The organism is Bacteroidota bacterium (assembly GCA_020402865.1).
Taxonomy (GTDB): Bacteria; Bacteroidota; Bacteroidia; order Palsa-965; family Palsa-965.
This window is the reverse complement of record JADBYT010000014.1, coordinates 61,715-83,633: the sequence shown is the minus strand read 5'-3', so window position 1 is coordinate 83,633 and position 21,919 is coordinate 61,715. Positions and strand designations below refer to the sequence as shown.

Annotated in this window: 20 protein-coding genes; 14 read left to right on the top strand and 6 right to left on the bottom strand. The window is 50.2% G+C overall.

Annotated elements, in window-relative coordinates; genetic code table 11:
• Positions 1-225: 225 nt before the first annotated feature.
• Together IM638_11015 and prmC are read left to right on the top strand one after the other, a co-directional pair.
• On the top strand, positions 226-1,707 hold the full coding sequence (locus IM638_11015) for an HD domain-containing protein (protein ID MCA6363559.1): 1,482 nt from the start codon (positions 226-228) through the stop codon (positions 1,705-1,707).
• Positions 1,704-2,582 carry a peptide chain release factor N(5)-glutamine methyltransferase gene (gene prmC / locus IM638_11010; protein ID MCA6363558.1) on the top strand — a complete coding sequence of 293 codons (879 nt, stop codon included), beginning with the start codon at positions 1,704-1,706 and terminating at the stop codon, positions 2,580-2,582. The genes IM638_11015 and prmC overlap by 4 nt, the downstream gene beginning before the upstream one ends.
• Here prmC and IM638_11005 read toward each other — a convergent pair.
• The 4 genes from IM638_11005 to IM638_10990 form a co-directional block, all read right to left on the bottom strand.
• Positions 2,537-3,412, bottom strand: coding sequence for a TlpA family protein disulfide reductase (locus IM638_11005; GenBank protein MCA6363557.1), 876 nt, complete (start codon positions 3,410-3,412; stop codon positions 2,537-2,539). The genes prmC and IM638_11005 overlap by 46 nt on opposite strands.
• A 7-nt stretch (positions 3,413-3,419) precedes the next feature.
• Positions 3,420-4,055 (bottom strand): bacteriocin fulvocin C-related protein, encoded by a 636-nt coding sequence (locus IM638_11000; GenBank protein ID MCA6363556.1) that lies wholly within the window; start codon positions 4,053-4,055, stop codon positions 3,420-3,422.
• Positions 4,056-4,322: 267 nt separating this feature from the next.
• Entirely contained in the window at positions 4,323-5,492 is a 1,170-nt protein-coding gene (locus tag IM638_10995) for an aminotransferase class I/II-fold pyridoxal phosphate-dependent enzyme (GenBank protein ID MCA6363555.1), read from the bottom strand.
• Positions 5,489-5,917, bottom strand: coding sequence for an OsmC family protein (locus IM638_10990; GenBank protein ID MCA6363554.1), 429 nt, complete (start codon positions 5,915-5,917; stop codon positions 5,489-5,491). The genes IM638_10995 and IM638_10990 overlap by 4 nt, the downstream gene beginning before the upstream one ends.
• 37 nt (positions 5,918-5,954) lie before the next feature.
• On the opposite strand from IM638_10990, the gene metX reads away from it, so the two are divergent.
• On the top strand, positions 5,955-6,971 hold the full coding sequence (gene metX, locus IM638_10985) for a homoserine O-acetyltransferase (GenBank protein ID MCA6363553.1): 1,017 nt from the start codon (positions 5,955-5,957) through the stop codon (positions 6,969-6,971).
• Positions 6,972-7,060: 89 nt separating this feature from the next.
• Positions 7,061-9,241 (top strand): PKD domain-containing protein, encoded by a 2,181-nt coding sequence (locus IM638_10980; GenBank protein MCA6363552.1) that lies wholly within the window; start codon positions 7,061-7,063, stop codon positions 9,239-9,241.
• Between the two features lie 159 nt (positions 9,242-9,400).
• On the opposite strand, the gene IM638_10975 is transcribed toward IM638_10980, so the two are convergent.
• Entirely contained in the window at positions 9,401-10,471 is a 1,071-nt protein-coding gene (locus IM638_10975) for a ParA family protein (protein MCA6363551.1), read from the bottom strand.
• A 105-nt stretch (positions 10,472-10,576) separates the two neighbouring features.
• Here IM638_10975 and ligA point away from each other — a divergent pair, with 105 nt between their 5' ends.
• From ligA to IM638_10940, 7 genes are all read left to right on the top strand, one after another.
• On the top strand, positions 10,577-12,643 hold the full coding sequence (gene ligA, locus IM638_10970; protein ID MCA6363550.1) for an NAD-dependent DNA ligase LigA: 2,067 nt from the start codon (positions 10,577-10,579) through the stop codon (positions 12,641-12,643).
• Positions 12,644-12,655: 12 nt separating this feature from the next.
• The gene (locus IM638_10965; protein ID MCA6363549.1) at positions 12,656-13,207 is read left to right on the top strand and encodes a hypothetical protein; all 552 of its coding nucleotides are present in this window, start codon (positions 12,656-12,658) and stop codon (positions 13,205-13,207) included.
• Positions 13,208-13,209: 2 nt separating this feature from the next.
• The gene (locus IM638_10960; protein MCA6363548.1) at positions 13,210-13,881 is read left to right on the top strand and encodes a leucyl/phenylalanyl-tRNA--protein transferase; all 672 of its coding nucleotides are present in this window, start codon (positions 13,210-13,212) and stop codon (positions 13,879-13,881) included.
• The gene (locus tag IM638_10955; GenBank protein ID MCA6363547.1) at positions 13,881-14,360 is read left to right on the top strand and encodes a hypothetical protein; all 480 of its coding nucleotides are present in this window, start codon (positions 13,881-13,883) and stop codon (positions 14,358-14,360) included. The genes IM638_10960 and IM638_10955 overlap by 1 nt, the downstream gene beginning before the upstream one ends.
• Before the next feature lie 94 nt (positions 14,361-14,454).
• Complete coding sequence (locus tag IM638_10950) at positions 14,455-15,369, top strand: 4-hydroxy-tetrahydrodipicolinate synthase (protein MCA6363546.1); 915 nt, start codon at positions 14,455-14,457, stop codon at positions 15,367-15,369.
• Positions 15,370-15,593: 224 nt separating this feature from the next.
• Positions 15,594-17,990 (top strand): choice-of-anchor B family protein, encoded by a 2,397-nt coding sequence (locus tag IM638_10945; GenBank protein MCA6363545.1) that lies wholly within the window; start codon positions 15,594-15,596, stop codon positions 17,988-17,990.
• A 73-nt stretch (positions 17,991-18,063) separates the two neighbouring features.
• Complete coding sequence (locus IM638_10940) at positions 18,064-18,663, top strand: dephospho-CoA kinase (protein MCA6363544.1); 600 nt, start codon at positions 18,064-18,066, stop codon at positions 18,661-18,663.
• Between the two features lie 62 nt (positions 18,664-18,725).
• Here IM638_10940 and IM638_10935 read toward each other — a convergent pair whose 3' ends face one another.
• Positions 18,726-19,025, bottom strand: a complete 300-nt coding sequence (locus IM638_10935; GenBank protein MCA6363543.1) for a hypothetical protein — start codon at positions 19,023-19,025, stop codon at positions 18,726-18,728.
• Positions 19,026-19,771: 746 nt separating this feature from the next.
• On the opposite strand from IM638_10935, the gene IM638_10930 reads away from it, so the two are divergent.
• From IM638_10930 to IM638_10920, 3 genes are read left to right on the top strand one after another with little or no spacing between them, the layout of a single operon-like run.
• Complete coding sequence (locus IM638_10930; protein MCA6363542.1) at positions 19,772-20,092, top strand: hypothetical protein; 321 nt, start codon at positions 19,772-19,774, stop codon at positions 20,090-20,092.
• A gap of 2 nt (positions 20,093-20,094) precedes the next feature.
• Positions 20,095-20,409, top strand: a complete 315-nt coding sequence (locus IM638_10925; protein ID MCA6363541.1) for a DUF2752 domain-containing protein — start codon at positions 20,095-20,097, stop codon at positions 20,407-20,409.
• A complete protein-coding gene (locus tag IM638_10920) occupies positions 20,406-21,911 on the top strand; it encodes an NAD(P)H-hydrate dehydratase (GenBank protein ID MCA6363540.1) in 1,506 nt (501 codons plus the stop codon). The genes IM638_10925 and IM638_10920 overlap by 4 nt, the downstream gene beginning before the upstream one ends.
• The last annotated feature ends 8 nt before the right edge of the window (positions 21,912-21,919 follow it).

Here is a 21,919-nt window from a genome sequence, read left to right as displayed (position 1 = left end):
ACTTGTTGCTTCCGGAGGCTAAGTTCATCGAAGCCACCGGATGCATAACTATATGGTGATTTCGACAAGCTCAATCACCGGAACCTGTTGCTTCCGGAGGCTGAGTTCATCGAAGCCACCGGATGCATAACTGTTTAACTTCCAATTTCCACACCGCTGAAGTCAACTCATTCCTGCATTTCAGCCGGGAGAAAATCCTACCTTTGCACCCCTGCAAAGCAAACAATGAATCCGCATCTCACACATCCTGTTTTTGCTGTGGTGGCCGAAGAGGCTGCACGGCTGGGGCTGCATGCCTATGTGATAGGTGGCTTTGTGCGCGATGCCTTGCTCGGAAGACCCTGTAAAGATATTGACGTAGTAGCCGTGTCGCCCGATGCTTCGCTGAAAGCGGTGGGAATTGTGCTGGCAGAAGCGGTGGCCAAACGTCTGCGCGTAAAAGTAAATGTGTTTCGCAATTTTGGTACGGCGCAAATTAAACTGGATGATTACGAGGTGGAGTTTGTAGGCGCGCGTAAAGAGTCGTATGACCGTAACTCGCGCAAGCCGGTGGTGGAAGACGGTACGCTTGAAGACGATCAGAACCGCCGCGACTTTACCATCAATGCGCTGGCTTTTAGTTTGAATACAGTCAATTACGGCGTATTGATTGATCCGTTTGACGGCGTGGCCGATATGGAGCGCAAACTCATACGCACACCGCTTGATCCTGACGTTACGTTTTCCGACGATCCTTTGCGTATGATGCGGGCCGTACGTTTTGCCACACAGCTCAATTACCGCATCAGTGATGAGGCATTGGCATCCATTGCGCGAAATGCTTCGCGGCTAAGCATTATCTCGCGCGAACGTATTGCCGATGAACTGAATAAAATTATCAAAGCGCCCGTGCCTTCGGTGGGGTTCAAATTGCTTTTTGATACACGCCTGCTGCATCAGTTTTTTCCTGAAATGGTAAAACTTCAGGGTGTGGATGTGGTGCAGGGGAAGGCGCATAAAGACAATTTCTATCACACCTTGCAGGTGCTCGATAATGTAGCACAGCGTAGTGATGATTTGTGGCTGCGCTGGGCGGCAATTCTGCACGACATTGCCAAGCCGGCCACCAAACGTTTTGAACCCGGCCATGGCTGGACATTTCACGGGCACGAAGACCGGGGCGCGCGCATGGTGCCGGGCATTTTTGCCGCACTCAAACTGCCGCTCAATGACCGTATGAAGTTTGTGCAGAAACTTGTGCAGCTGCATCTGCGTCCCATCGTACTCAGCAAAACCGAAGTCACCGATTCGGCAGTGCGGCGTTTGTTGTATGAAGCCGGCGATGATATTGATGCGCTGATGATGCTTTGCGAAAGCGATATTACCTCGAAGCAGGAAGAGCGCGTGAAACGTTACCTGCGCAACTTCGAGCTTGTGCGTGTAAAACTGAAAGAGCTCGAAGAACGCGACCGTATCCGCAACTGGCAGCCACCGGTTACCGGTGAAGACATTATGAAAGCGTTTTCGCTCGGCCCCTGCCGCGAAGTGGGTGTAATTAAAACGGCCATTCGCGAAGCCATACTCGACGGCATTATTCCCAACGAACGTAATGCCGCGTGGCAATTTATGCTGGAGCAGGGTAAAGCTGCAGGACTTACCGCAATTGCCGAAGCCGCCACGCCCTGGCCGCTTTCCGAAAAACCTGCCGGCGAAGACAAGGCGCAATGAAAATTCCCAGCAACCGCATCGACGATATTGCACGCTGGTTTCGTAAGCAGCTGGCCGAACGCTATGCGCAAAGCGAAATCGACCTCATGGCCGCCTATTGCCTCGAAGCGTTTGCAGGCTACACCCGCAATGATCTCCTGCTGCGGCCCGAAAGCCGCGTAAACGAATCGCAGCTGCTGAAGCTGCACTTTGCAGTGAAGGATCTTAAACGCGGACGACCGCTGCACTATGTACTCGGACAGGCATGGTTTTTCGGTCTTACACTGCAAGTGTCTTCTGCCGTGCTCATTCCACGCCCCGAAACCGAAGAACTGGTGCAGCTCATTATTGATGAACAGGCACACGTGCCCGGCAGTTTTTCCATACTCGATATCGGCACCGGCAGCGGTTGCATTGCTATTGCACTGAAGAAAAAACTGCCGCGCTGTCATGTGTACGCGCTCGATGTATCGGCCGAAGCACTTCAGGTGGCTAAAGCCAATGCCACGGCTTGCGAAACGGAAATCCATTTCATTGAAGGCGACGTGCGCGAAGAAAGTGTACAGCAAAAACTGCCGCGCTGCCAGGTTATTGTCAGCAATCCGCCTTATGTGCTTCAATCGGAAATGACGGAAATGGCAGAACATGTAACTGCCCACGAACCGCACACCGCACTGTTTGTTCCCGATTCGGACGCACTTTTGTTTTACCGTGTAATCGGACAAATGGCGCTGCAAAAACTTAAGCCGGGAGGCACGCTTTATTTTGAAATAAATGAAAAACTGGGGCTTGAAACCTGCATTTTACTTCAGCAGCTGGGCTACACCAATGTACGCCTCAGGCAGGATCTTCAGGGCAAAGACCGTATGGTGGCTGCATCTTTTGCAGGCAACTGACGAAGTTTTTCAACTTCCTTAATTACCCGCTCATTAAAAATACCAAGTTCTTCCTTAAAGTAACCTGTGTGTTTCCAGCGGATGTGTTTGTCCTTGTCCACAATAATCAATACCGGAATTTCAGTGAGATTGATTTGCTGCGAAAAAATTTTGTTTTCGTCGAAAAAGGAAGGAATAGTAAAATTGTTTTTCAGTTTTGATTTCAGCGCGGTTTCATAATCATCGTTACCCAGATTTACCGCAATTATTTCTACATCATCACTGTCTTTATATTTTTCATAGAGCGGACTAATCAGCTTCATTTGCCAGAGACAGGGTGTGCAGGTGCTGCTCCAGAATTCGAGCACCAGTACTTTGTTTTTTACATCAATGGTGTCGGGCTTTGTATCGAGTACCGGAAATTTATCGGGAAACTGCAGGAGTTGTTCATCGGGCTTACCGGCATAACTGATTACCGAAGCAGGAATCACCAACCAGATAATTACAAACGATATACCCAGATAGGTTGTAGCAGCAACCCATTTCCAGTAGGTATAGCGGTATTTACGGATAAGCTGTATCACAAAATAGGAGAGGAGTGAAGCCACAAGCATATTGGGTAATGCGTACGAAAACATCAACCCGTTGGCAAACGAAAGCCAGAGAAGTATTAAGGAAAAGGGCAACAGATACGCAACCAGCGCCACCCAGTGCCTTATGAAATAAGACACGCCAAGCGTTACGGCCGAAACCGCAATGTACATGATGATAAGTGAACTGAACTGAAGGCAAAAGCCCACAACGGCCACCAGCAACAAGCCTAAGGCAAGACCGATGAAAAGATTGCGCATCGTATGCTTAGAATTGGCACATGCCGCGGCAGCGGAAAGCCCACATACTGCCACAGCCAAACATATAGGCCGAGCAGTTGGTGTTCCGGCAGTACATGTTTACCGGGCACCAGTCGGAAGCGGTGCTGCATTCACAATCGCTGCCATTGGTGGGATTTACGGGGCCGCCAGCCTGATAGTAGTCTTCGGGTGTATTTACAATTTTGGCCAGATCCTCTTCGGTGAAATGAAGAAGTGCGTTAGCCAGCCAGGGGCCGTAAAATGAATTCTGGAAACTCAGTGAAACGCTTGAATTTTCCTCCCAGATAAGCGGGTTGATCTGGTTGCGGATATTTACAAGGTGCTGACGCTGGCTGGTGGTGAGCGGCACATTAAGCAATACGCTGTTCAGTTTATCCATCCAGATCGCAGCCTTCACTTCGGCCGACTTGGAATTGAAGATAGCACGCTGTTCAGTGGAGTTGTAGGTGATCAGCGTCATACGCTCATCATGCCCGTCAATCGGATCGCGCTGGTTTGACGGGTTTGTGGTTGAAGCAGCAACGGGAGATGGATTGCGTACTTCTTCTTTTGAACAATTGATGCCGAATGCAAAGCTGGCGAGGAGAACCAGCAACCAGATATATGTAGCAGAGGACTTCATGGTGTGTGTATTTAATGAGAAAGGTACGATATGTTTTATTTAACTACCAAATATTCCCCATAAAAACATCATTTTCTGGTAAAAAAATCCGGGGATTTAATGTGTTTAGCCGTCTTTTTTACTGTTTGTGTTTTATTTAGTTGTTTAAGGGCTGAAATATATTTGGTGAAATTTATAATAAAAAGGATGATAAAACTTTTGTTGGGAGATGTGTATGGGCGGATGTTCACGGCATCAATAGCCGGAAATTAAGAAGCTGTTCAAATTTTATATGGCAGAAGCATCAAGGGCCTGCTGCAGATCGTTCCACACATCATCCGGGTGCTCCAGCCCTGTGGAGATTCGAATCAGACCGGGAGAAATGCCCGCTGCAAGGCGTTCTGTTTCGGTAAGTTTGGCGTGGGTGGTGGAGGCCGGATGTGTGGCGGTTGTGCGAGTATCGCCCAGATTGGCGGTGCGTGAGCAGAATTGCAGGGCATTGAGGAACTTTCGTCCGGCTTCGAGGCCGCCTTCGAGTTCGAAGGTTACCACGCCGCCGCCGGCGCGCATCTGCTTTCGGGCCAGTGCATGTTGCGGATGGCTTTCGAGAAAAGGATAGCTGGTATGCAGCACGCGGGGATGTTTTTCGAGCAGCTGTGCCAGTTGCAGGGCATTGGCCGAGTGCCGTTCCATGCGTACAAACAGTGTTTCAAGACTTTTGCTGAGTACCCACGCATTAAACGGCGAAAGTGAAGGCCCTGTGCTGCGGCAAAAGGCATACACTTCTTTAATCAGTTCTTTGCGCCCCAGCACAAGTCCGCCCAGCACGCGCCCCTGTCCGTCGATAAATTTGGTGGCCGAGTGGGTGATCAGATCGGCTCCAAAATCGGCCGGACGCTGGAGGGCGGGTGTGGCAAAGCAATTGTCGATATTGAGCAATACGCCATATTTTTTAGCCACACTGCTTAGCTGCTGCATATCCAGAATACCCAGCCCCGGATTGGTGGGCGTTTCAGCATAAATCATTTTTGTTTCCGGTCTGATCAGGCTTTCCAGTTCTTCCGGGCGGTTTAGATCGAAATACGAATAGGTAATTCCCCAACGGGTCAGGTACTTGGTAATTACTGTATGTGTAGAACCAAAAATGGAACTGCACGCCACCAGATGATCGCCCGCTTTGAGAAAAGCCATGAACGAGGCAAACACGGCACTCATGCCTGATGCGGTGGCAAACCCGGCTTCGGTTCCTTCCAGTGCGCACATCTTATCCACAAGTTCCTGCACATTCGGATTCGAAAACCGGCTGTAAATATTATCGTCGGTTTCGTCGGCAAAAGCAGCCCGCATGTGCTCGGCATCGTCAAACATAAAACTCGATGTAAGAAACAGCGGTACCGAATGCTCGTTTTCGGCGGTGCGGTTTACCTGTGTGCGTATGGCGCTGGTTTCGGGCTTCATGCAAGGCGTGTGTTATTCAGTTCAACTTCCCACGTTATGGTGGCTGTTTTTTCGAGTGTTTTGGCCACCGAGCAGTATTTCTCCATCGACAGTTCCACCGCCCGTTTGGCCTTTGCCGGGTCAATGGGGCCGCCGAGATGATAGACTACGTGTATATTTTCATACAGCGAAGGCTCGGCACCCTTCTGCCGCTGGCCGTCGATGCTGATACGGAAGCTTTCGATTTCCTGCTTTTGCTTTTGCAGAATAGACACTACGTCGATTCCGCTGCAGCCGCCAAGCGCCATCAGCAGCGACTGCATGGGCCGTACGCCTTTGTTTTGTCCGCCAATTTCGGGCGATCCGTCGAAGTGAATGGTATTACCTGTATCATTTACCGCTTCAAAGTGAAACGGTGCTTCCAGTCGGTTCAGTTCAATATGCATGCTGCAAATATACATGCAAGTGTATATTTGCAACGCAATGTTTACCTACACACTTCCTGCGCCATTCACAACCGAACATGGCGATACGCTTTCGCAGCTTACGCTTGCCTATTGTACATACGGAAATTTTGTGCCCGGCAAAAGCAAAGTGGTGTGGATATGTCACGCCCTCACAGCCAGTGCAGACGTAGCCGACTGGTGGCCCACATTGGTAGGGGAAGATAAAGCCTTAAACCCGCACGATTATTTTATTGTGTGTGTAAACATTCCCGGTTCGTGCTACGGCAGTTCGGGGCCGCTGAGTATCAATACGGCCACTGGTCAGCCCTATTACGGCAGTTTTCCGCTGTTTACCATCCGCGACATGGTGCAGAGTTTCATTGCGCTGCGCAGGCATCTGGGTATTGAGCAGATTTACCTGCTGGCGGGCGGCTCCATGGGCGGCTACCAATGCATTGAATGGGCGCTGGCCGAGCCTGCGCTTATTCAAAACCTGATGCTTGTAGCCACTTCCGCGCGCGAATCGGCCTGGGGCATTGCCATTCATTCTGCGCAACGCAACGCCATTGAATCGGATCCTACTTTCGGGAAACCGCAAGCCGGTGCAGGCGCAGCCGGATTGAAAACCGCCCGCATGATCGGCATGCTTACCTACCGCAGTTACGAAGCATTTGTGCATACACAAACTGATGCCGATGAGCGCATAAAAAATTTCAGTGCCTCATCGTACATGCACTATCAGGGCGAGAAATTAGTGAACCGTTTCAATGCCTACACCTATCATCTGCTTACACGCAGCATGGACAGCCACCATGCGGGGCGGGGAAGAGGCGGTGTGGCGGCGGCGCTTCAAACAGTACAAGCCCGCACGCTTTGCATCGGCATCACTACCGATATGCTTTGCCCCACAGCCGAACAGCGCGAAATCGCGGCACATGTACCCGATGCAACGTATATCGAAATCGAATCGCCGTTCGGGCATGATGGTTTTTTGGTAGAGGGCGAAAAAATTGGCCGTACATTGCTGCACTGGCTTTCATCAACCGCGGGTTAAATCAGTATTTATGCCTGTTTGACTGCACCTGATTTGCCTTGCGCGGCTATTTTCACTAACCTTGTAATGCAAACCGAAACCCAATCCCAATGAAGAAACTTTTACTATCAGCACTTCTGGTGCTTAACGGCATTTTTGTATTTGCTCAAACACAAATACCTGTAGTGATGCCCGCCCAAAACGGCACGTTTACCGGTAATGTACGCGGATATTATTTTACAGCGCCTTCGTGCATAACCCTAACCGGCGTAGAGGTACCCACTACTGCCTCTGCCGGAGCGCAAAGTATTGCCATTGTGCGTTTTGCTGCCGCGCCGCCGTTATTCTCTGCTACTACCAACAATTTCACGGTCTTGTATCTCACACAAAACAATCCGGCTTCGGGCATTATTCCCGTGAATATTCAGGTTGAACAGGGCGATATTATCGGTGTACTTGGCCAGCGTGCCACGGTAAATTCTTATGCTACCGGCCCCGCTACAGTTACCATCGACGGTTTCCCCGTTGCACTGAACCGTCTTGGTATGCAGTTTCCGCTCACTACTACTGCACCGCAACAGTTGTGGACAGAAAACTCAGGAAGCATCAGTCGTGTAAACCTGTATTACGATACACTCATCACCAACACGGTTGCGGCCACACAGCAGGCTTTTGATACGTATTCGTTTTCCACAACGGCCGATACCAGTTTCCTGATTTCGTGGAATTTCGGCGATAATTCGCCCGTGGTAGTGGCCGATTCGCCTACACACCAGTATGCTGCTTCAGGTACGTATAATGCCTGCTGTTATGTAACCACAAGTTGTGGTACGGATACCATTTGCACAACTGTAACCGTTTGTCTCAATGCGGTGGCAGCCTTTTCAGGCACCGTTACCGGAGGAACAGCCTCATTTACCGATTTTACCACCAACCAGCCCACGCAGTGGCTCTGGGATTTTGGCGATGGATCGCCGGTTGATAGTTCGCAAAACCCCACCCATACGTATGCGCAAAGCGGCATCTACACGGTTTGTCTGATTGCAGGCAATACTTGTTCTGCCGACACAAGCTGTACACTGGTACCTGTTTGTTTACCCGTAACCGCGTCCTTTACAACAACCATCAATGGCGGTACGGTTCAGTTTACCGATGCTTCTTCTTCAGAAGTAACATCGTGGGTATGGGATTTTGGCGACGGATCGCCGGTTGACTCTACACAGAATCCTTCGCACACCTACACCGCAAACGGAATGTATCAGGTTTGTCTGGTTGTGAGTTCAGGCTGCGCTACTGAAACACATTGCTCGATGGTATTTGTTTGTTTGCCTGTGGCCACCTCGTTCACCACTGCTGTAAACGGCGGCACGGCTTCGTTTACCGAATCATCCACCAATGCAACAATGTGGGTGTATGATTATGGCGACGGATCGCCGCTGGATACCGTACAGAATGGTCAGCACACCTATGCAGTAAACGGCGATTATGTAGTTTGCATTACAGCCCTGAGCAGCTGTTCCAGCGCCACATTCTGCGATACCCTCACAATCTGCATGCCCGCCGTGGCTAATTTCAGTTTTGTGGAAGGCAGCGCCAGCTATCTGTTTACCGACTCATCGGCAAACGCCACCTCATGGGCCTGGGATTTCGGCGATGGTTCGCCGGTTGACACCACGCAGAATCCCACACATTTCTATCAGCAAAACGGCGTTTATACCGTGTGTCTGATTGTGACCAATGCCTGTTCAAGCGATACATTCTGCACCACACTCACAAACTGCATGTTTGCGCTTTCGGCCTCCTTCATTTCTTCGGGAACCGGTCTCAATTACGCCTTTACACCAACCACAACCGGAGCCACTTCCTATTTCTGGGATTTTGACGATAACGGCGCCACGTCATCCACACCCACACCCACACATACGTTCTCATTCAGCGGCGTGCATGTGGTGTGCCTCACGGTGTACAATCCCTGCGGCGACAGCTTAACGTATTGTGATACCGTGCTCGCACAGGTGGTTGGTTTGAATGAAAACACCCTGCAGGCCACAGTTTCACTCTATCCCAACCCGATGAGCGAAAACGCCGTGCTGCTGGTAAACATGGCCGGGCACAACGGTGCCTACACCCTCGAATTGATGGATGTGAGCGGCAAAGTGGTGCGTACCGAAACCGGTATGATGAACGAAGCACACTACATCGGCCGCAGCAACCTTGCCGCCGGAATTTATGCTTACCGTGTTGTGCAGAATGGTATGCAGCTGGGCAGCGGTAAGCTGATTGTGGAGTAAACGAAGAATTAATAAATAAGAACTAATTAATTCTTATCGGATAATTAAAAGACTGGCTTATTCATTGAGCTAGTCTTTTAATTATTGTTGTTTAAAAAAATAATGCCAGAGATTTGCTAAGTATAGAATTTGAAAAAAAACAAGTCTATTTATCATTAATTAAAGAGCATCAATTACTTTGTCAATTGCATCTAAGCAATCGTTAACTCGTGGTTTGTTAACTTTTACCTCTTTAGAATAAACCGTATAATAACCTGCAGACATATTGCTAAGTAATTTACCTAAATGAGCAGTTACTACACCTGCGGTATTAAAATCACGAAGTGATTTAGAGTAACTATATCTAAAATCTTCAATACTACTGATTGTGAGGTTCTTTTGAGTAAAGTATGTAGGATTGCTTTGATAAATCAAAAATAATGATTTGGCAGTTTCATCGGACATAGCGCCGAATGCGGTTGCTTCTCCATCAAATTGAGTCATTCGATTACCAATAATTAAATGTATTTCAGGAATCTTTATACCATGCTTTTGTGCAAGTGATGCAAACGTCCAAGCTCCAAACACAGGGTGAGGGGGCACTGAACCATGAAGAAGAATTGTCATTGCATTTGCCGCTGTTCGTGATGAATCATCTGCATTTATAGGGCATAACAACCTTGATGAAGCAATAATTGCTAATTCAGTGTAAATTCCAAACGATGGATTCGTGTCAATAAAAACTATTGTATCATTATTGGAATTTTTTTCAGAAAAATCATTAATTAGATTTTTAAAAATATTGTGGATCCATATCCATGGGTTTGCTGTAGGTGTGAGTGCCCTTGCTGAAGCATTATCACTAATTGCAGGTGAAATAGGTTCTAGATTACCATCACCACATAATAAATATAGATTTGAAGGTAAATTGGGATTTACTGAATTTACATTAGTAATAAAGTCATTATAATCCGGAAGATTAGCTCCTGGGCCATTCGTGATTACAGTTGTTAAATAACCAACTACCGTTGGAGGAGTTGGTTTTGTGCAGAAATTTAAAACTGATTGTTCTCCAACTGCCCCACCACCCAATAGCATCATGCTTGAATTTGCTTGAGGGCATAAGTCGATGACTAGAACATTAACTTTGGGGTTACGTTCAGCATATCTTGTTGCAAGATGGAAAGTAATTGTACTTTTCCCAACTCCACCTTTATTATTCCAAATTCCATATGAATTAATTAATGCCATTGCTTTGTTTTTTGATTATTTACAAATATAATAATTATTAGGCCTGAATTTCTGATTGATTTTATAAATTTCGAACTTTAGCCCTCTCAATTTCATTTCCCGATTATGACCCGCGACGACGCACGCAACCGCATAAACACGCTCACACAGGAACTCAACGACCACAACTATTTATACTATGTGCTGGCCGAACCTGTAATCGGCGATTACGAATTCGATCAGTTGCTGAAAGAGCTTGAGGCACTTGAAAAAGAGTTTCCTGAATTGCGCCGGCCCGATTCGCCCACGTTGCGGGTGGGGGGAGAAGTAACCAAGGAATTTGCAACGGTGAAGCATCGTTACCCGATGCTTTCGCTGGGTAATACGTACAGCGCAGAAGAGCTGGAGGAGTTTGATGCGCGGGTGCGTAAAGGACTTGGCGGGGAAGCGTTTGAGTATGTATGTGAATTGAAATACGATGGCGTGGCCATTGGCCTGCGTTACGAAAACGGCCAGCTTACGCAGGCTGTAACGCGCGGCGATGGTGAAAAAGGCGATGAGGTGACCGCCAATGTGAAAACCATTCGCACCCTGCCTTTGCGTTTGCGCGAAACGGCGCAGGCCGCTGCCGATTTGTTTGCCGAAGTACAAAGCAGTATTCCGCCCGATTTTGAAATACGCGGCGAAGTGTTTATGCCGCGTTCGGTGTTTGACAGTATTAATGAGGAGAAGGAAAAAGCGGGCGAGGCTTTGCTGGCCAATCCGCGCAACTCAGCGGCGGGTACGCTTAAAATGCAGGATTCGTCCATTGTGGCGCAGCGCAAACTCGATTGCTATCTGTATTTCGTGCTGGGCGAAAACCTGCCTTTTAAAACACATTATGAAAGTCTGGATGCTGCGCGCAACTGGGGTTTTAAAGTGCCCGAATACACGCGGCTGGTGCCTGATCTCGACGGGGTGATGAAGTTTATTGCGCATTGGGACAAAGCCCGGCACGAACTTGATTTTGATATCGACGGCATTGTGATAAAGGTGAACAGCTATGAGCAGCAGCGTGCGCTGGGATTCACGGCTAAATCGCCGCGCTGGGCCATTGCGTATAAATTTAAGGCCGAGCGTGTGGCTACGCAGCTTTTATCTATTTCGTATCAGGTAGGCCGCACGGGTGCCATTACGCCGGTGGCCAATCTGGCGCCGGTGCAGCTGGCGGGCACTACGGTAAAACGCGCCTCGCTGCACAATGCGGATATTATTGCGAAGCTTGATGTACGCGTGGGCGATTTTGTGTATGTAGAAAAGGGCGGCGAAATTATTCCCAAAATTGTAGGTGTGGATATGAGCCGCCGCGATGCAAACTCGCAGCCGCATGCCTACATTACACACTGCCCCGAATGCCACACCGGATTAGTGCGCATGGAAGGCGAGGCCAACCACTACTGCCCCTATGCCGATGGTTGTCCGCCGCAGGTGCTTGGCAAAATTGAACATTTTGTAAGCCGCCGCGCCATGAACATTGACAGCCTGGGCAGCGAAACCGTGGCGCAGCTGCTCGACGCGAAACTCATAGCCAGCTACGCCGATTTGTACGACCTGCACACCCGCAAAGCCGATATGCTTGCGCTCGAACGTATGGCCGAAAAATCGGTCAACAACCTGCTCGAAGGTATTGAGCAGTCGAAACAGGTGCCGTTTGAGCGTGTGTTGTTTGCGCTGGGCATACGCCACGTAGGCGAAACCACAGCGCGCAAGCTGGCCGGCCATTTTAAAAACATCGAAGCCATGCAGGCCGCCACGCTTGAACAGCTTGTGGACGTGCCCGAAGTGGGCGAAATACTTGCGCAAAGCATCCGCAGCTGGCTCGATGATGCGCGGCATGCGGAGTTGCTGCAACGCCTCAAAAACTACGGCCTGCAGTTTGCACTGAGCGAAGCACAACTCGAAGGCCGCAGCGAAAAACTGGCCGGACTTACATTTGTAATTTCGGGTGTGTTCAGCCGCTCGCGCGATGAAATAAAACAACTCATCGAACACAACGGCGGCAAAAATACCGGCTCGGTTTCGGGCAAAACATCGTACCTTGTTGCTGGTGATAACATGGGCCCCGAAAAACGCACCAAAGCCGAAAAACTGAACGTGCGCATTATTGATGAGAACCAGCTCATGCGCCTCATCGAAACCGGCAGCCCCGATTAATGCCCGCAGAGTATGTTTGATGCCCTCAAAGCCCGAATAGGCCGTATGCGCCTGCGCGATGCGCTCACTTCCGTGCAGCGCAGCAAGGCATTCTTTGGCATGGATGAAATAAAAACCGTGGGCATCTCTGCACGGTTTACCACGGAAGAAGATTTTGAACTGCTGCGTAAATACGTAAACTACCTGCGCGATCAGAAGAAAAAGGTGAAAGTACTGGTGCAGTATCTTTCTAAAGAAGAGCCCGCCGTGCAGTATTCGAAACTCGAATATGATTTTTACGGCCCTAAAACGCTCGACTGGACGGGCCGCCCGTCAGGGCATATTGTGCAGAATTTTATCGACGAGCCTTTTGATCTGCTGCTTGATCTGAACGACGGAAAATCATTTGCGTTGTATTGTGTGGGCGGCCTTTCGCGGGCCAGTTTCAAAATTGGCCGTTATGACGAAGATGGCGGGCATTTGCATGATATGCTTATTGATTCGCCGGCCGACAAAGGCCTGAAGTTTTATCTGAGGCAGATTGATACGTATCTGCAACTCATTAACAGCCCTGCGGCGCAGTAGTTATGCCGGTCTGGCTTTCTGAAAACAGCATTGAGTTTCCGCCACCGCATCTTGCAAATGAAGACGGTCTGCTGGCTGTGGGCGGCGACCTCAGCCCGGCACGTTTGCTGAATGCCTACCGCCACGGCATTTTCCCGTGGTACGACGAAACCACCGTGCCGCTATGGTGGTGTCCTGATCCGCGTTTTGTGCTTTTCCCGCACAAGCTCAGGGTGTCGAAAAGCATGACGCAGGTGCTCAAACGCGGCGAATTTACAGTTACTACCAACAACTGTTTTGCAGAAGTCATTGCAGCCTGTGCCGCAATAAACCGCCACGGCCAGCAAGGCACATGGATTACCGAAGAAGTGGAACAGGCCTATATTGAATTGCACAAACTTGGCCACGCCCACAGTTACGAAGCGTGGAAAGACGGCAAACTGGCGGGCGGTTTTTACGGCATACGCATGGGTAAATTTTTCTTTGGTGAGTCGATGTTCAGCAGGGAAAGCAATGCGTCTAAAGCCGCATTTATTACGTTTGTAAAACAGTTTGAAGCCGGAGGCGGCGAGCTGATTGACTGTCAGGTGGAAACATTGCATCTTGCCTCGCTGGGGGCAGAGATGATTTCGAGGGAGGATTTTTTGGCGCGGATTGGCGGGATGCGAACAGATTTTGCAAGATTTAATAAGTAATGATGTTCAGACCCGTGTTTCTGTTTTTACCCCTTTTACTTTTTGCTGGTTTTTCTACAGCAGATGATCATGAACGGAAAATAATTTATGTGATGTATCCTGAATTTGCGAGTTGGAAGTATGGCGGATATGATTTTCCCCTTAGTCTGGAAATGTTTGACAGTTCAAAGAACAGGGTGGATGTATTTTTCGATAATTATCTCACTACTGTAGACAGTTTTAGCAGAAGCAGACTTATTATGTACAATTATACAAATGATAGTCTTGAATTTTCTACGAAAACGGAATTGATAGAAACCTTCAAACGGATTTCGGCTAACAGCTGGCTGAGGCAAAAGAACGGGAAACAGGATACGGTTTATGAAAATCGTTCGCACATTGTTTATGCTGATACGATTGAAATTGAAAGCGGGATAAAGTCGGGCGAATACTTTACACACGTAGTAAGTTATTATGCGATAACAGTAAATAAACCTTAGTCCGGGTACACTTACCAACAATTCCCCCACACTTATTCACCGGCATGTATGGATTGACGGGAAGAACTAACTTTGCAGTATATCCATACCCACTATGTCACCAAGCACCAAAAAAGCATCATCACGCCAGAACCATCCGTTTCGCGGAACAGGCGTGGCTATGGTTACACCTTTTGCCGACGACGGCAGTGTAGATTACAAGGCCTTAAAGAAAGTGACCGAGCACATTATTAAGGGCAAGTGTGAATTTCTGGTGGTAATGGGCACTACGGGTGAGGCTCCGGCGCTTTACGAAGATGAAAAGAGCGAAGTGCTTCAGTTTGTACTCGAAACCGTAAACGGCCGTGTGCCGGTGGTGTTTGGCATTGGCGGCAACAATACGGCCGAGGTGATTCACAAACTCGAAACTACCAATCTGATTGGTGTGAGCGGCATTCTTTCAGTAGCGCCGTATTACAACAAACCCAACCAGAACGGCCTTTACGAGCATTTCCGACTGGTGGCCGAAGCCTCACCGCTGCCGGTGCTGCTTTACAACGTACCCGCCCGCACCGGCATGAACATGACGGCCGAAACACAGCTTCGCCTCGCGCATGAGTTCCCGCGCATTGTGGGCACCAAGGAAGCATCGGGCAACATGGAGCAGATTATGGTTATTCTGCGCGACCGTCCGTCCGATTTCCTCGTCCTTTCGGGCGATGATATGCTTACCCTGCCCATGCTGGCCTGCGGTGCCGATGGTGTGATTTCGGTAGTGGCCAATGCCTATCCGAAGATTTTTTCCGACATGGTGCGCCACGGCCTTGCCGGCGATTTTGTCAAAGCACGCCCGCTGCACGAGTCGCTTATCCGTTTCACCCAGCTTTGTTTTGCCGATGGTAATCCGGGCGGAGTAAAAGTGGCGCTTGATGCCATGAAACTTTGCAAGCCCAACCTGCGTGCCCCGCTATATCAGGTAAATGAAACGGTGGAACAAGCCTTGCGTGCAGAAGTAAAAAAACTGAAGTAGTTGAATAATGCATTCCAACAACACCCCGGACAAACCTGATCCGGGGTGTTTTACTTTTTTGCGGTACAGCCCAAAGGTGATTAAACAGTATCATTTTACCACTTATACTGAATTTCCGGCCATTCGTCAAACATCCGTCTAAACAGTTAGTGTGGGAATTGATGTACTGACATTTTTTTACGTTCTTTGATTTTCCCGAATCAATTTAAAAACGGAACTATCCGATGAAAAAAATCTACTTCGCGGCAATGGCAATCCTGGGCTGTTGCGCAACAGCGATGCAGGCACAGAACTACAATGTGCAGTTTCAGTCGCAGCTCACGTATGGCCAGCAAACGCTTGCCAACATTTGCGGCTATCGCGACTCGCTTGGCAATGAATATGCACTCTGCGGTGCATCGCAGGGCCTGAGCATTGTGGATGTAACCAACCCGGCCTCACCGGTGCAGGTGGTACAGATTCCCAATGTGGACGATCTCTGGAAAGAAATCAAGGTGTACAAAGGTTTTGCCTATGTAACCACCGAAGGCAACGGCGGCGCGCTGCAGATTGTGGATATGCGCAACCTGCCGGCCACCAATCTTCCCTATCACTATTACTTTGGCGACGGAGCCATAGCCAACCAGCTTTCAACCGTACATGCCCTGCACATTGATACCACGCTGGGCTATTGCTACCTCTTTGGCAGCAACATCGGTGCCGGCGGTGCTGTGGTGCTCGACCTCAACGCCGATCCGTACAACCCTACCTATGTGGGCGAGTATCAGCAAAACGGCTATGTACACGACGGCTACGTGGATAACGATACACTTTATGCCGGACACATTTATGCCGGTTTTTTTACCGTGGTTGACATGACCAACAAAACAGCTCCGGTGGTGCTGGCCACACAAACCACACCTACTGCATTTACTCACAACGTATGGATCAGCGACGACCGAAACTTCCTGTTCACTACTGATGAAAATACAAACTCTTTCCTTGCTGCATACGACATCAGCAACCTGAGCAATATTCAGGAAGTTGACCGCATGCAGTGTACGCCCGGTTCAGGTTCTATTGTGCACAATACACACATCCTGCACAACTGGGCGGTTACGTCATGGTATAAGGACGGATTCAATATTGTGGATGTGACCCGTCCGCATAACCTTGTGGAAGTAGGTCGTTATGATACGTATTCAGGAACCGGAAACGGTTTTGACGGTGCCTGGGGTGTATATCCTTTCCTTCCCTCCGGAACCATTGTGGTATCGAATATCGACGAAGGCTTGTTTGTATTGTCGCCCGATTATGTGCGTGCCTGTTACCTTGAAGGCACGGTTTCCGACAGCACTTGCGGCGGGCCGCTTACCGGTGTTACCATTACCATTTCATCGGTAAACGTAACCACTACTTCAGACATTGCCGGCAACTTTGCCACGGGTACACATCTTCCCGGAACTTACACAGTTACCTTCAGCAAACCCGGCTACACCAACGTGGTACTGAATAATGTAGTGTTTGCACCGGGGCAGGTAAATACATTTAACATCAACATGTTTTCGCCCAATGCACTTAACATTACGGGCACAGTTACCAATGCTACCAGCACCACGCCGCTTTCCAACGTGCAGGTTAGCTACACCAGCACAAACAACAATTACAATTTCACCTCCAACGCACAAGGACAATATACTTCGTGCAACGGACAAACTGATTTTTACACCATTGCTGCTTCACAGTGGGGCTATCTGATGTACTGCGTGCAGGACAGCGTTACTCCTTCAGCCAGCAATGCGCAGATTGCGCTGAGTGCAGGTTACGAAGACGATTTCACACATGATCTTGGCTGGACGGTTTCAGGCACGGCTACTGCCGGTGTGTGGGAACGTGGTGAGCCGGTAGGCACTTCGTACCTCGCTACCAACGATGCAAACCCTGATGTGGACGCCAGCGGCGACTGCACCGATCAGTGTTATGTAACCGGAAACGCCGGCGGTAATGCTTCGCAGGATGATGTGGACAACGGACAAACCACACTTACCTCGCCTGTATTTGACCTTAGCACGTACAATGATCCGTGGATTCATTACGACCGCTGGTTCTTCAACGCAGGCGGACAGGGTAATCCCAACGATTCGCTGGTGGTGCGTTTAACCAATGGTACTACCACCGTGCGTCTCGAAGGTGTGGGCGCTTCATCGCCGGGCATGTCGTCGTGGGTACACCATGCCGTGCGTGTGTCGCCGCTGCTTTCGCTTACTTCGCAAATGCGTTTAACCGTGCAGGCTACCGATTTCCAGCCCGGGCATCTGCTCGAAGCCGGTTTCGATCATTTCTATGTGGTTGATTCAAACGCTGTATCAGTGGGCGAAAATGTGCAGCCGGCTACTGTAAATGCGTTTCCCAATCCGTTCAGCTCGCAGGTGCAGGTAGTTTATGCAATTCCGGTGCAGGCAGCGGGCAATGCCGTGCTCGAGGTAATTGACATTACCGGCCGCGTACTGGTGGCACAGCCGCTCAACGGCACACAAGGCATGCTCACAATTGGCGAGCAGCTGAATGCCGGTGTGTACATTGTTCGCATTACCAACGGCAGCAACGTACTCAGCACTTCGCGCATTGTGAAGACCAACTAAGCTAAATCTTATCACGCATACAAAAGCGGCCACGCGGAGCAATCCGGTGGCCGCTTTTGCGTAGTTTTGGCACATGCTGAAAATAGGTATCACCGGCGGCATCGGCAGTGGAAAAACCACAGTGGCAAATTTGTTTGCCCGGCTGGGTGTGCCTGTGTTTTTTGCCGACAGTGAAACACGCATGCTGCAAAACACCGATGCAACACTGCGCGCTGAACTTATTGCCGCCTTTGGTGCGCAAACCTATCAGCCCGATGGTTCGCTCAACAGAACTTATCTTGCACAACTTGTTTTTGCCGATAAAGCGGCACTGCAAAAAATTAACAGCATTGTGCATCCCGCCGTGGCCCGGCATTTTACAGTATGGTGCCAGGCACATCAGACGCATGCCTACATTCTCAAGGAAGCGGCCATACTTTTTGAAAGCGGCTCCAACAACGGACTTGATGGGGTAATTGCAGTAACCGCTCCCGAAACACTGCGCATTGAACGTGTCATGCAGCGCGACAACATAACCGAACAAGACGTACGCAAACGCATGGCAAACCAATGGCCGGAAGCGGAAAAACTGAAACGCGCCAACTGGATTATTTACAATGATGGCCGTGCACTGGAGCCACAGGTGGAAGAAATTCACCACACGCTCATGGCGTTGAGCAAAGCCGGTAGGTAACACGAAAAAGCCCGCAACAGAATTGCTTCCGTGCGGGCTTTGTGTGTGTGGTGGCGGTTTACTTATGCAGTAGCTACACCTTTAAACCATTCGTTGAATTTATCGCCAAGCAGTGGTACCGGTTTTTCCACGCCGTTAATGGCATTGATAAGGCTCATCAACCAGAATACGAAAAGTGCGATACCACAAACCGGATAAAGAATCCAGCCAAGAATAGGAATAAATACGAGTATTACCACTGCAAACTGGCAGATGATAAGGCCCAGCATCTGCCTGATAAAGTAGGCACCCAGACTTGTTTTGTTGCTGCCGTGCATCACCAGCGCCACAATCCAGCCAATGAGCGTGAAATGCGCAACAATAGCTACAGTTTTATCCTGCTGTTGCCCGGGTTGCTGGCCGTAGTTTGGCGGATAACCGCCGGGCGGGGGAGGAGGATAACCACCGGGGGGCGGCCCCTGCTGGTAGTTGGGCGGATAATTCGGGGGGGGATTGTTTGGTGTTTCCATCGGGTATGTGTTTCCTGCTAAAATAACAGGATTTAGTATCCAATCCGTATTCCCGGTTCAATTAGAATGTGGTTTTTGTGATAAAAATATTTTCCCGGGCAATTCTCATGCACCTTGCGGCTAAATCAGTATTTTGGCTCCTTATTCATTCTAAAGCGATGTCAAATTTTCCTCCTCCTCCCGGTCCTCCCTTCGAACCTGGTCAGCCCGGCAACCCGCAGGGTAATAATGAAAATAATCCGTTCGGGAATCCAAACAATCCGCCCCCGCCCCCTAATCCCTACGCACCTCCGGGCAGCAATATGCCTCCGCCTCCCCCGCAAAATCCGTATGCACCTCCGGGCAGCAACACACCGCCGCCGCCTCAAAATCCGTATATGCCCCCCGGCAGCAATACACCGCCGCCACCGCCCAATCCGTACACCCCGCCCGGCAGCAACATGCCTCCGCCGCAAAATCCGTACGGCAATATGCCTCCGCCACAAAATCCATACACCCCTCCGGGCAGCAACATGCCGCCTCCGCAAAATCCCTACAATCAGCCTCCCGGCGGCTTCCCTCCGCCAAACAATCCTTACGGTGGCGCCATGCCTCCGCCCATGTTCAACAACCAGCGGCAGCTGCCCAATTCAACCGGTGTACTTGTGCTGGGCATTTGTTCTATCGTGGGCTGTTTCTGCTATGGTATTCCCGGACTTATCTGCGGCGTAATTGCACTTATTCTTGCAGTGGGCGCGCGTAAGGTGTACGAACAGTCGCCCGATGCCTACACCGTTTCATCGTTCAAAAATCTGAATGCCGGACGCGTGTGTGCCATTATCGGAACAATTATTTCAGCCATCGGAACCATTTTCCTGATTATCGGTTTGCTCAATCCCAACCCTTATGGCGGTTACTGGGGTTCCTACTATAATTACTAAGAATGGATGCATTCATTCATTGGCTGGAGCATAGCATGCTGGAATGCCCGATAAAGAGTCACTTTGGCGTTTCTTGTCCGGGTTGTGGTTTTCAGCGTTCGCTTATTCTTCTTCTCAATGGAAATATCTGGGGCAGCATTGTACGGTTTCCGGCATTGCTGCCCTTTCTTTCTACCTGGCTAATGCTTTTTGCACATCTGCTGTTTAAATTCCGCCACGGCGCCACTGCGCTGGTGTGGCTGTTTGGCACAACGGCAGTGTGTATTCTGGCCAATTTCATTACCCGTTTTATGTTGTTCGGTCCGGCTTTTCCATGAAACTACTCAGCACCGCACAACTGCGTGAAGCCGATGCCTACACCATCGAACACGAGCCCGTAAAATCTGCCGATCTCATGGAGCGTGCAGCAGCGGCTTGTGTGCCGCATATTGCCGCTTTGGTGAATATTTCCGAAACGGTTTACGTGTGCTGCGGCAATGGCAACAACGGCGGCGACGGACTGGTAATTGCCCGGCATCTTTATTCAAGAGGCTATCAGGTTGTGGTGCTGCTGCTGAAAGCTGCGGCAAACGATAGTGCTGATTTTTTGCATCATCAGGCGTTGCTGCGCGGCACCACGGTGCAGCTGATCGGGTGGCAAAGCCGCAACGATTTTGATTTTACCGCACTTCATCAGCCGGTAGTGATTGACGCCATTTTCGGTTCGGGGCTGAATCGTGAGCCGGAGGGTGTGGCTGCAGCGGCCATTGAAATGATGAATGCGGCACACAGCCGTATCATTTCCATTGATCTTCCTTCGGGATTGTTTGGCGATGATAACCGCGGCAACAGTTTGCGCTGTGTGGCGCATGCGGCTTATACGTTTACATTCCATCAGCCCAAAGCTGCGCTGTTGTTTGCCGAAACAGGTTGTTTTGCCGGTGTGGTAAAGGTGATTGATATTGGTTTGCACAGCGGCTACATGGATGCTGCGCAAACGCCTTATACCTTGCTTACGCCCGATGAAATTGCGCCCTTGCTGCGCAGCCGCGCGGTGTTTTCACACAAGGGAAGCTTTGGCCATGCGCTGCTGAGTGGCGCAAGTCGTGGTAAAGCCGGTGCAGCTGTGCTGGCCGTGCAGGCGGCGCTGCGTTCGGGCTGCGGATTGGTAACTGCGCTGGTGCCGCAGTTTGCCGAAGTGATTTTACACACCGCAGCGCCCGAAGCCATGGTGCTGCAAAGCGATGCCGCAGAAAAAGTGGCTGGCCGCGTGCGCGATGCCCGGAAGTATTCGGCTGCCGGCTTTGGGCCGGGCTGGGGCACGGATGCAGAAACTGCGCAGCTTCTGAAACAATGGCTGCAGGAAGCACCCTGCCCCACGGTACTCGATGCCGATGCGCTCAACATCCTCGCCGAAAACAAAACCTGGCTGGCCTTTCTGCCGCCCGGCACCATACTCACGCCGCATCCCGGCGAGTTCGACCGCCTTGCCGGCGCGCACACAAGTGCACACGAACGCTTTCTTTCGCAGCTCGAATTTTCGCGGCGCTTTAATTGCTACGTCGTACTCAAAGGCGCATACACCAGCATCACCACACCCGACGGCCGCGCGTTATTCAACACCACCGGCAATGCCGGCATGGCCAAAGGCGGCAGCGGCGATGTGCTTACGGGCTTAATTACCGGCCTGCGTGCCCGCGGGTACGATGCGTTGCAGGCGGCAGTGCTGGGCGTGTATCTGCACGGAAAAGCCGGCGATATTGCAGCTGCGGAGTACGGACAGGAAAGTATGAAAGCCGGTGATTTGATTGAAGCGTTGCCGAAGGCGTTCCGCAGTTGATAAGTATG

Bases quoted from the DNA above. Each gene is read 5' to 3' on its own strand.
- IM638_10960 (MCA6363548.1), top strand. From the start codon at position 13,210: ATGCCGGTCTGGCTTTCTGAAAACAGCATTGAGTTTCCGCCACCGCAT.
- IM638_11015 (MCA6363559.1), top strand. From the start codon at position 226: ATGAATCCGCATCTCACACATCCTGTTTTTGCTGTGGTGGCCGAAGAG.
- IM638_10925 (MCA6363541.1), top strand. From the start codon at position 20,095: ATGGATGCATTCATTCATTGGCTGGAGCATAGCATGCTGGAATGCCCG.
- IM638_10945 (MCA6363545.1), top strand. From the start codon at position 15,594: ATGAAAAAAATCTACTTCGCGGCAATGGCAATCCTGGGCTGTTGCGCA.
- IM638_11005 (MCA6363557.1), bottom strand. From the start codon at position 3,412: ATGCGCAATCTTTTCATCGGTCTTGCCTTAGGCTTGTTGCTGGTGGCC.
- IM638_10940 (MCA6363544.1), top strand. From the start codon at position 18,064: ATGCTGAAAATAGGTATCACCGGCGGCATCGGCAGTGGAAAAACCACA.
- IM638_10920 (MCA6363540.1), top strand. From the start codon at position 20,406: ATGAAACTACTCAGCACCGCACAACTGCGTGAAGCCGATGCCTACACC.
- IM638_10950 (MCA6363546.1), top strand. From the start codon at position 14,455: ATGTCACCAAGCACCAAAAAAGCATCATCACGCCAGAACCATCCGTTT.
- IM638_10995 (MCA6363555.1), bottom strand. From the start codon at position 5,492: ATGAAGCCCGAAACCAGCGCCATACGCACACAGGTAAACCGCACCGCC.
- IM638_10975 (MCA6363551.1), bottom strand. From the start codon at position 10,471: ATGGCATTAATTAATTCATATGGAATTTGGAATAATAAAGGTGGAGTT.
- IM638_10990 (MCA6363554.1), bottom strand. From the start codon at position 5,917: ATGCATATTGAACTGAACCGACTGGAAGCACCGTTTCACTTTGAAGCG.
- prmC (MCA6363558.1), top strand. From the start codon at position 1,704: ATGAAAATTCCCAGCAACCGCATCGACGATATTGCACGCTGGTTTCGT.
- IM638_11000 (MCA6363556.1), bottom strand. From the start codon at position 4,055: ATGAAGTCCTCTGCTACATATATCTGGTTGCTGGTTCTCCTCGCCAGC.
- IM638_10980 (MCA6363552.1), top strand. From the start codon at position 7,061: ATGAAGAAACTTTTACTATCAGCACTTCTGGTGCTTAACGGCATTTTT.
- IM638_10930 (MCA6363542.1), top strand. From the start codon at position 19,772: ATGTTCAACAACCAGCGGCAGCTGCCCAATTCAACCGGTGTACTTGTG.
- metX (MCA6363553.1), top strand. From the start codon at position 5,955: ATGTTTACCTACACACTTCCTGCGCCATTCACAACCGAACATGGCGAT.
- IM638_10965 (MCA6363549.1), top strand. From the start codon at position 12,656: ATGTTTGATGCCCTCAAAGCCCGAATAGGCCGTATGCGCCTGCGCGAT.
- IM638_10955 (MCA6363547.1), top strand. From the start codon at position 13,881: ATGATGTTCAGACCCGTGTTTCTGTTTTTACCCCTTTTACTTTTTGCT.
- ligA (MCA6363550.1), top strand. From the start codon at position 10,577: ATGACCCGCGACGACGCACGCAACCGCATAAACACGCTCACACAGGAA.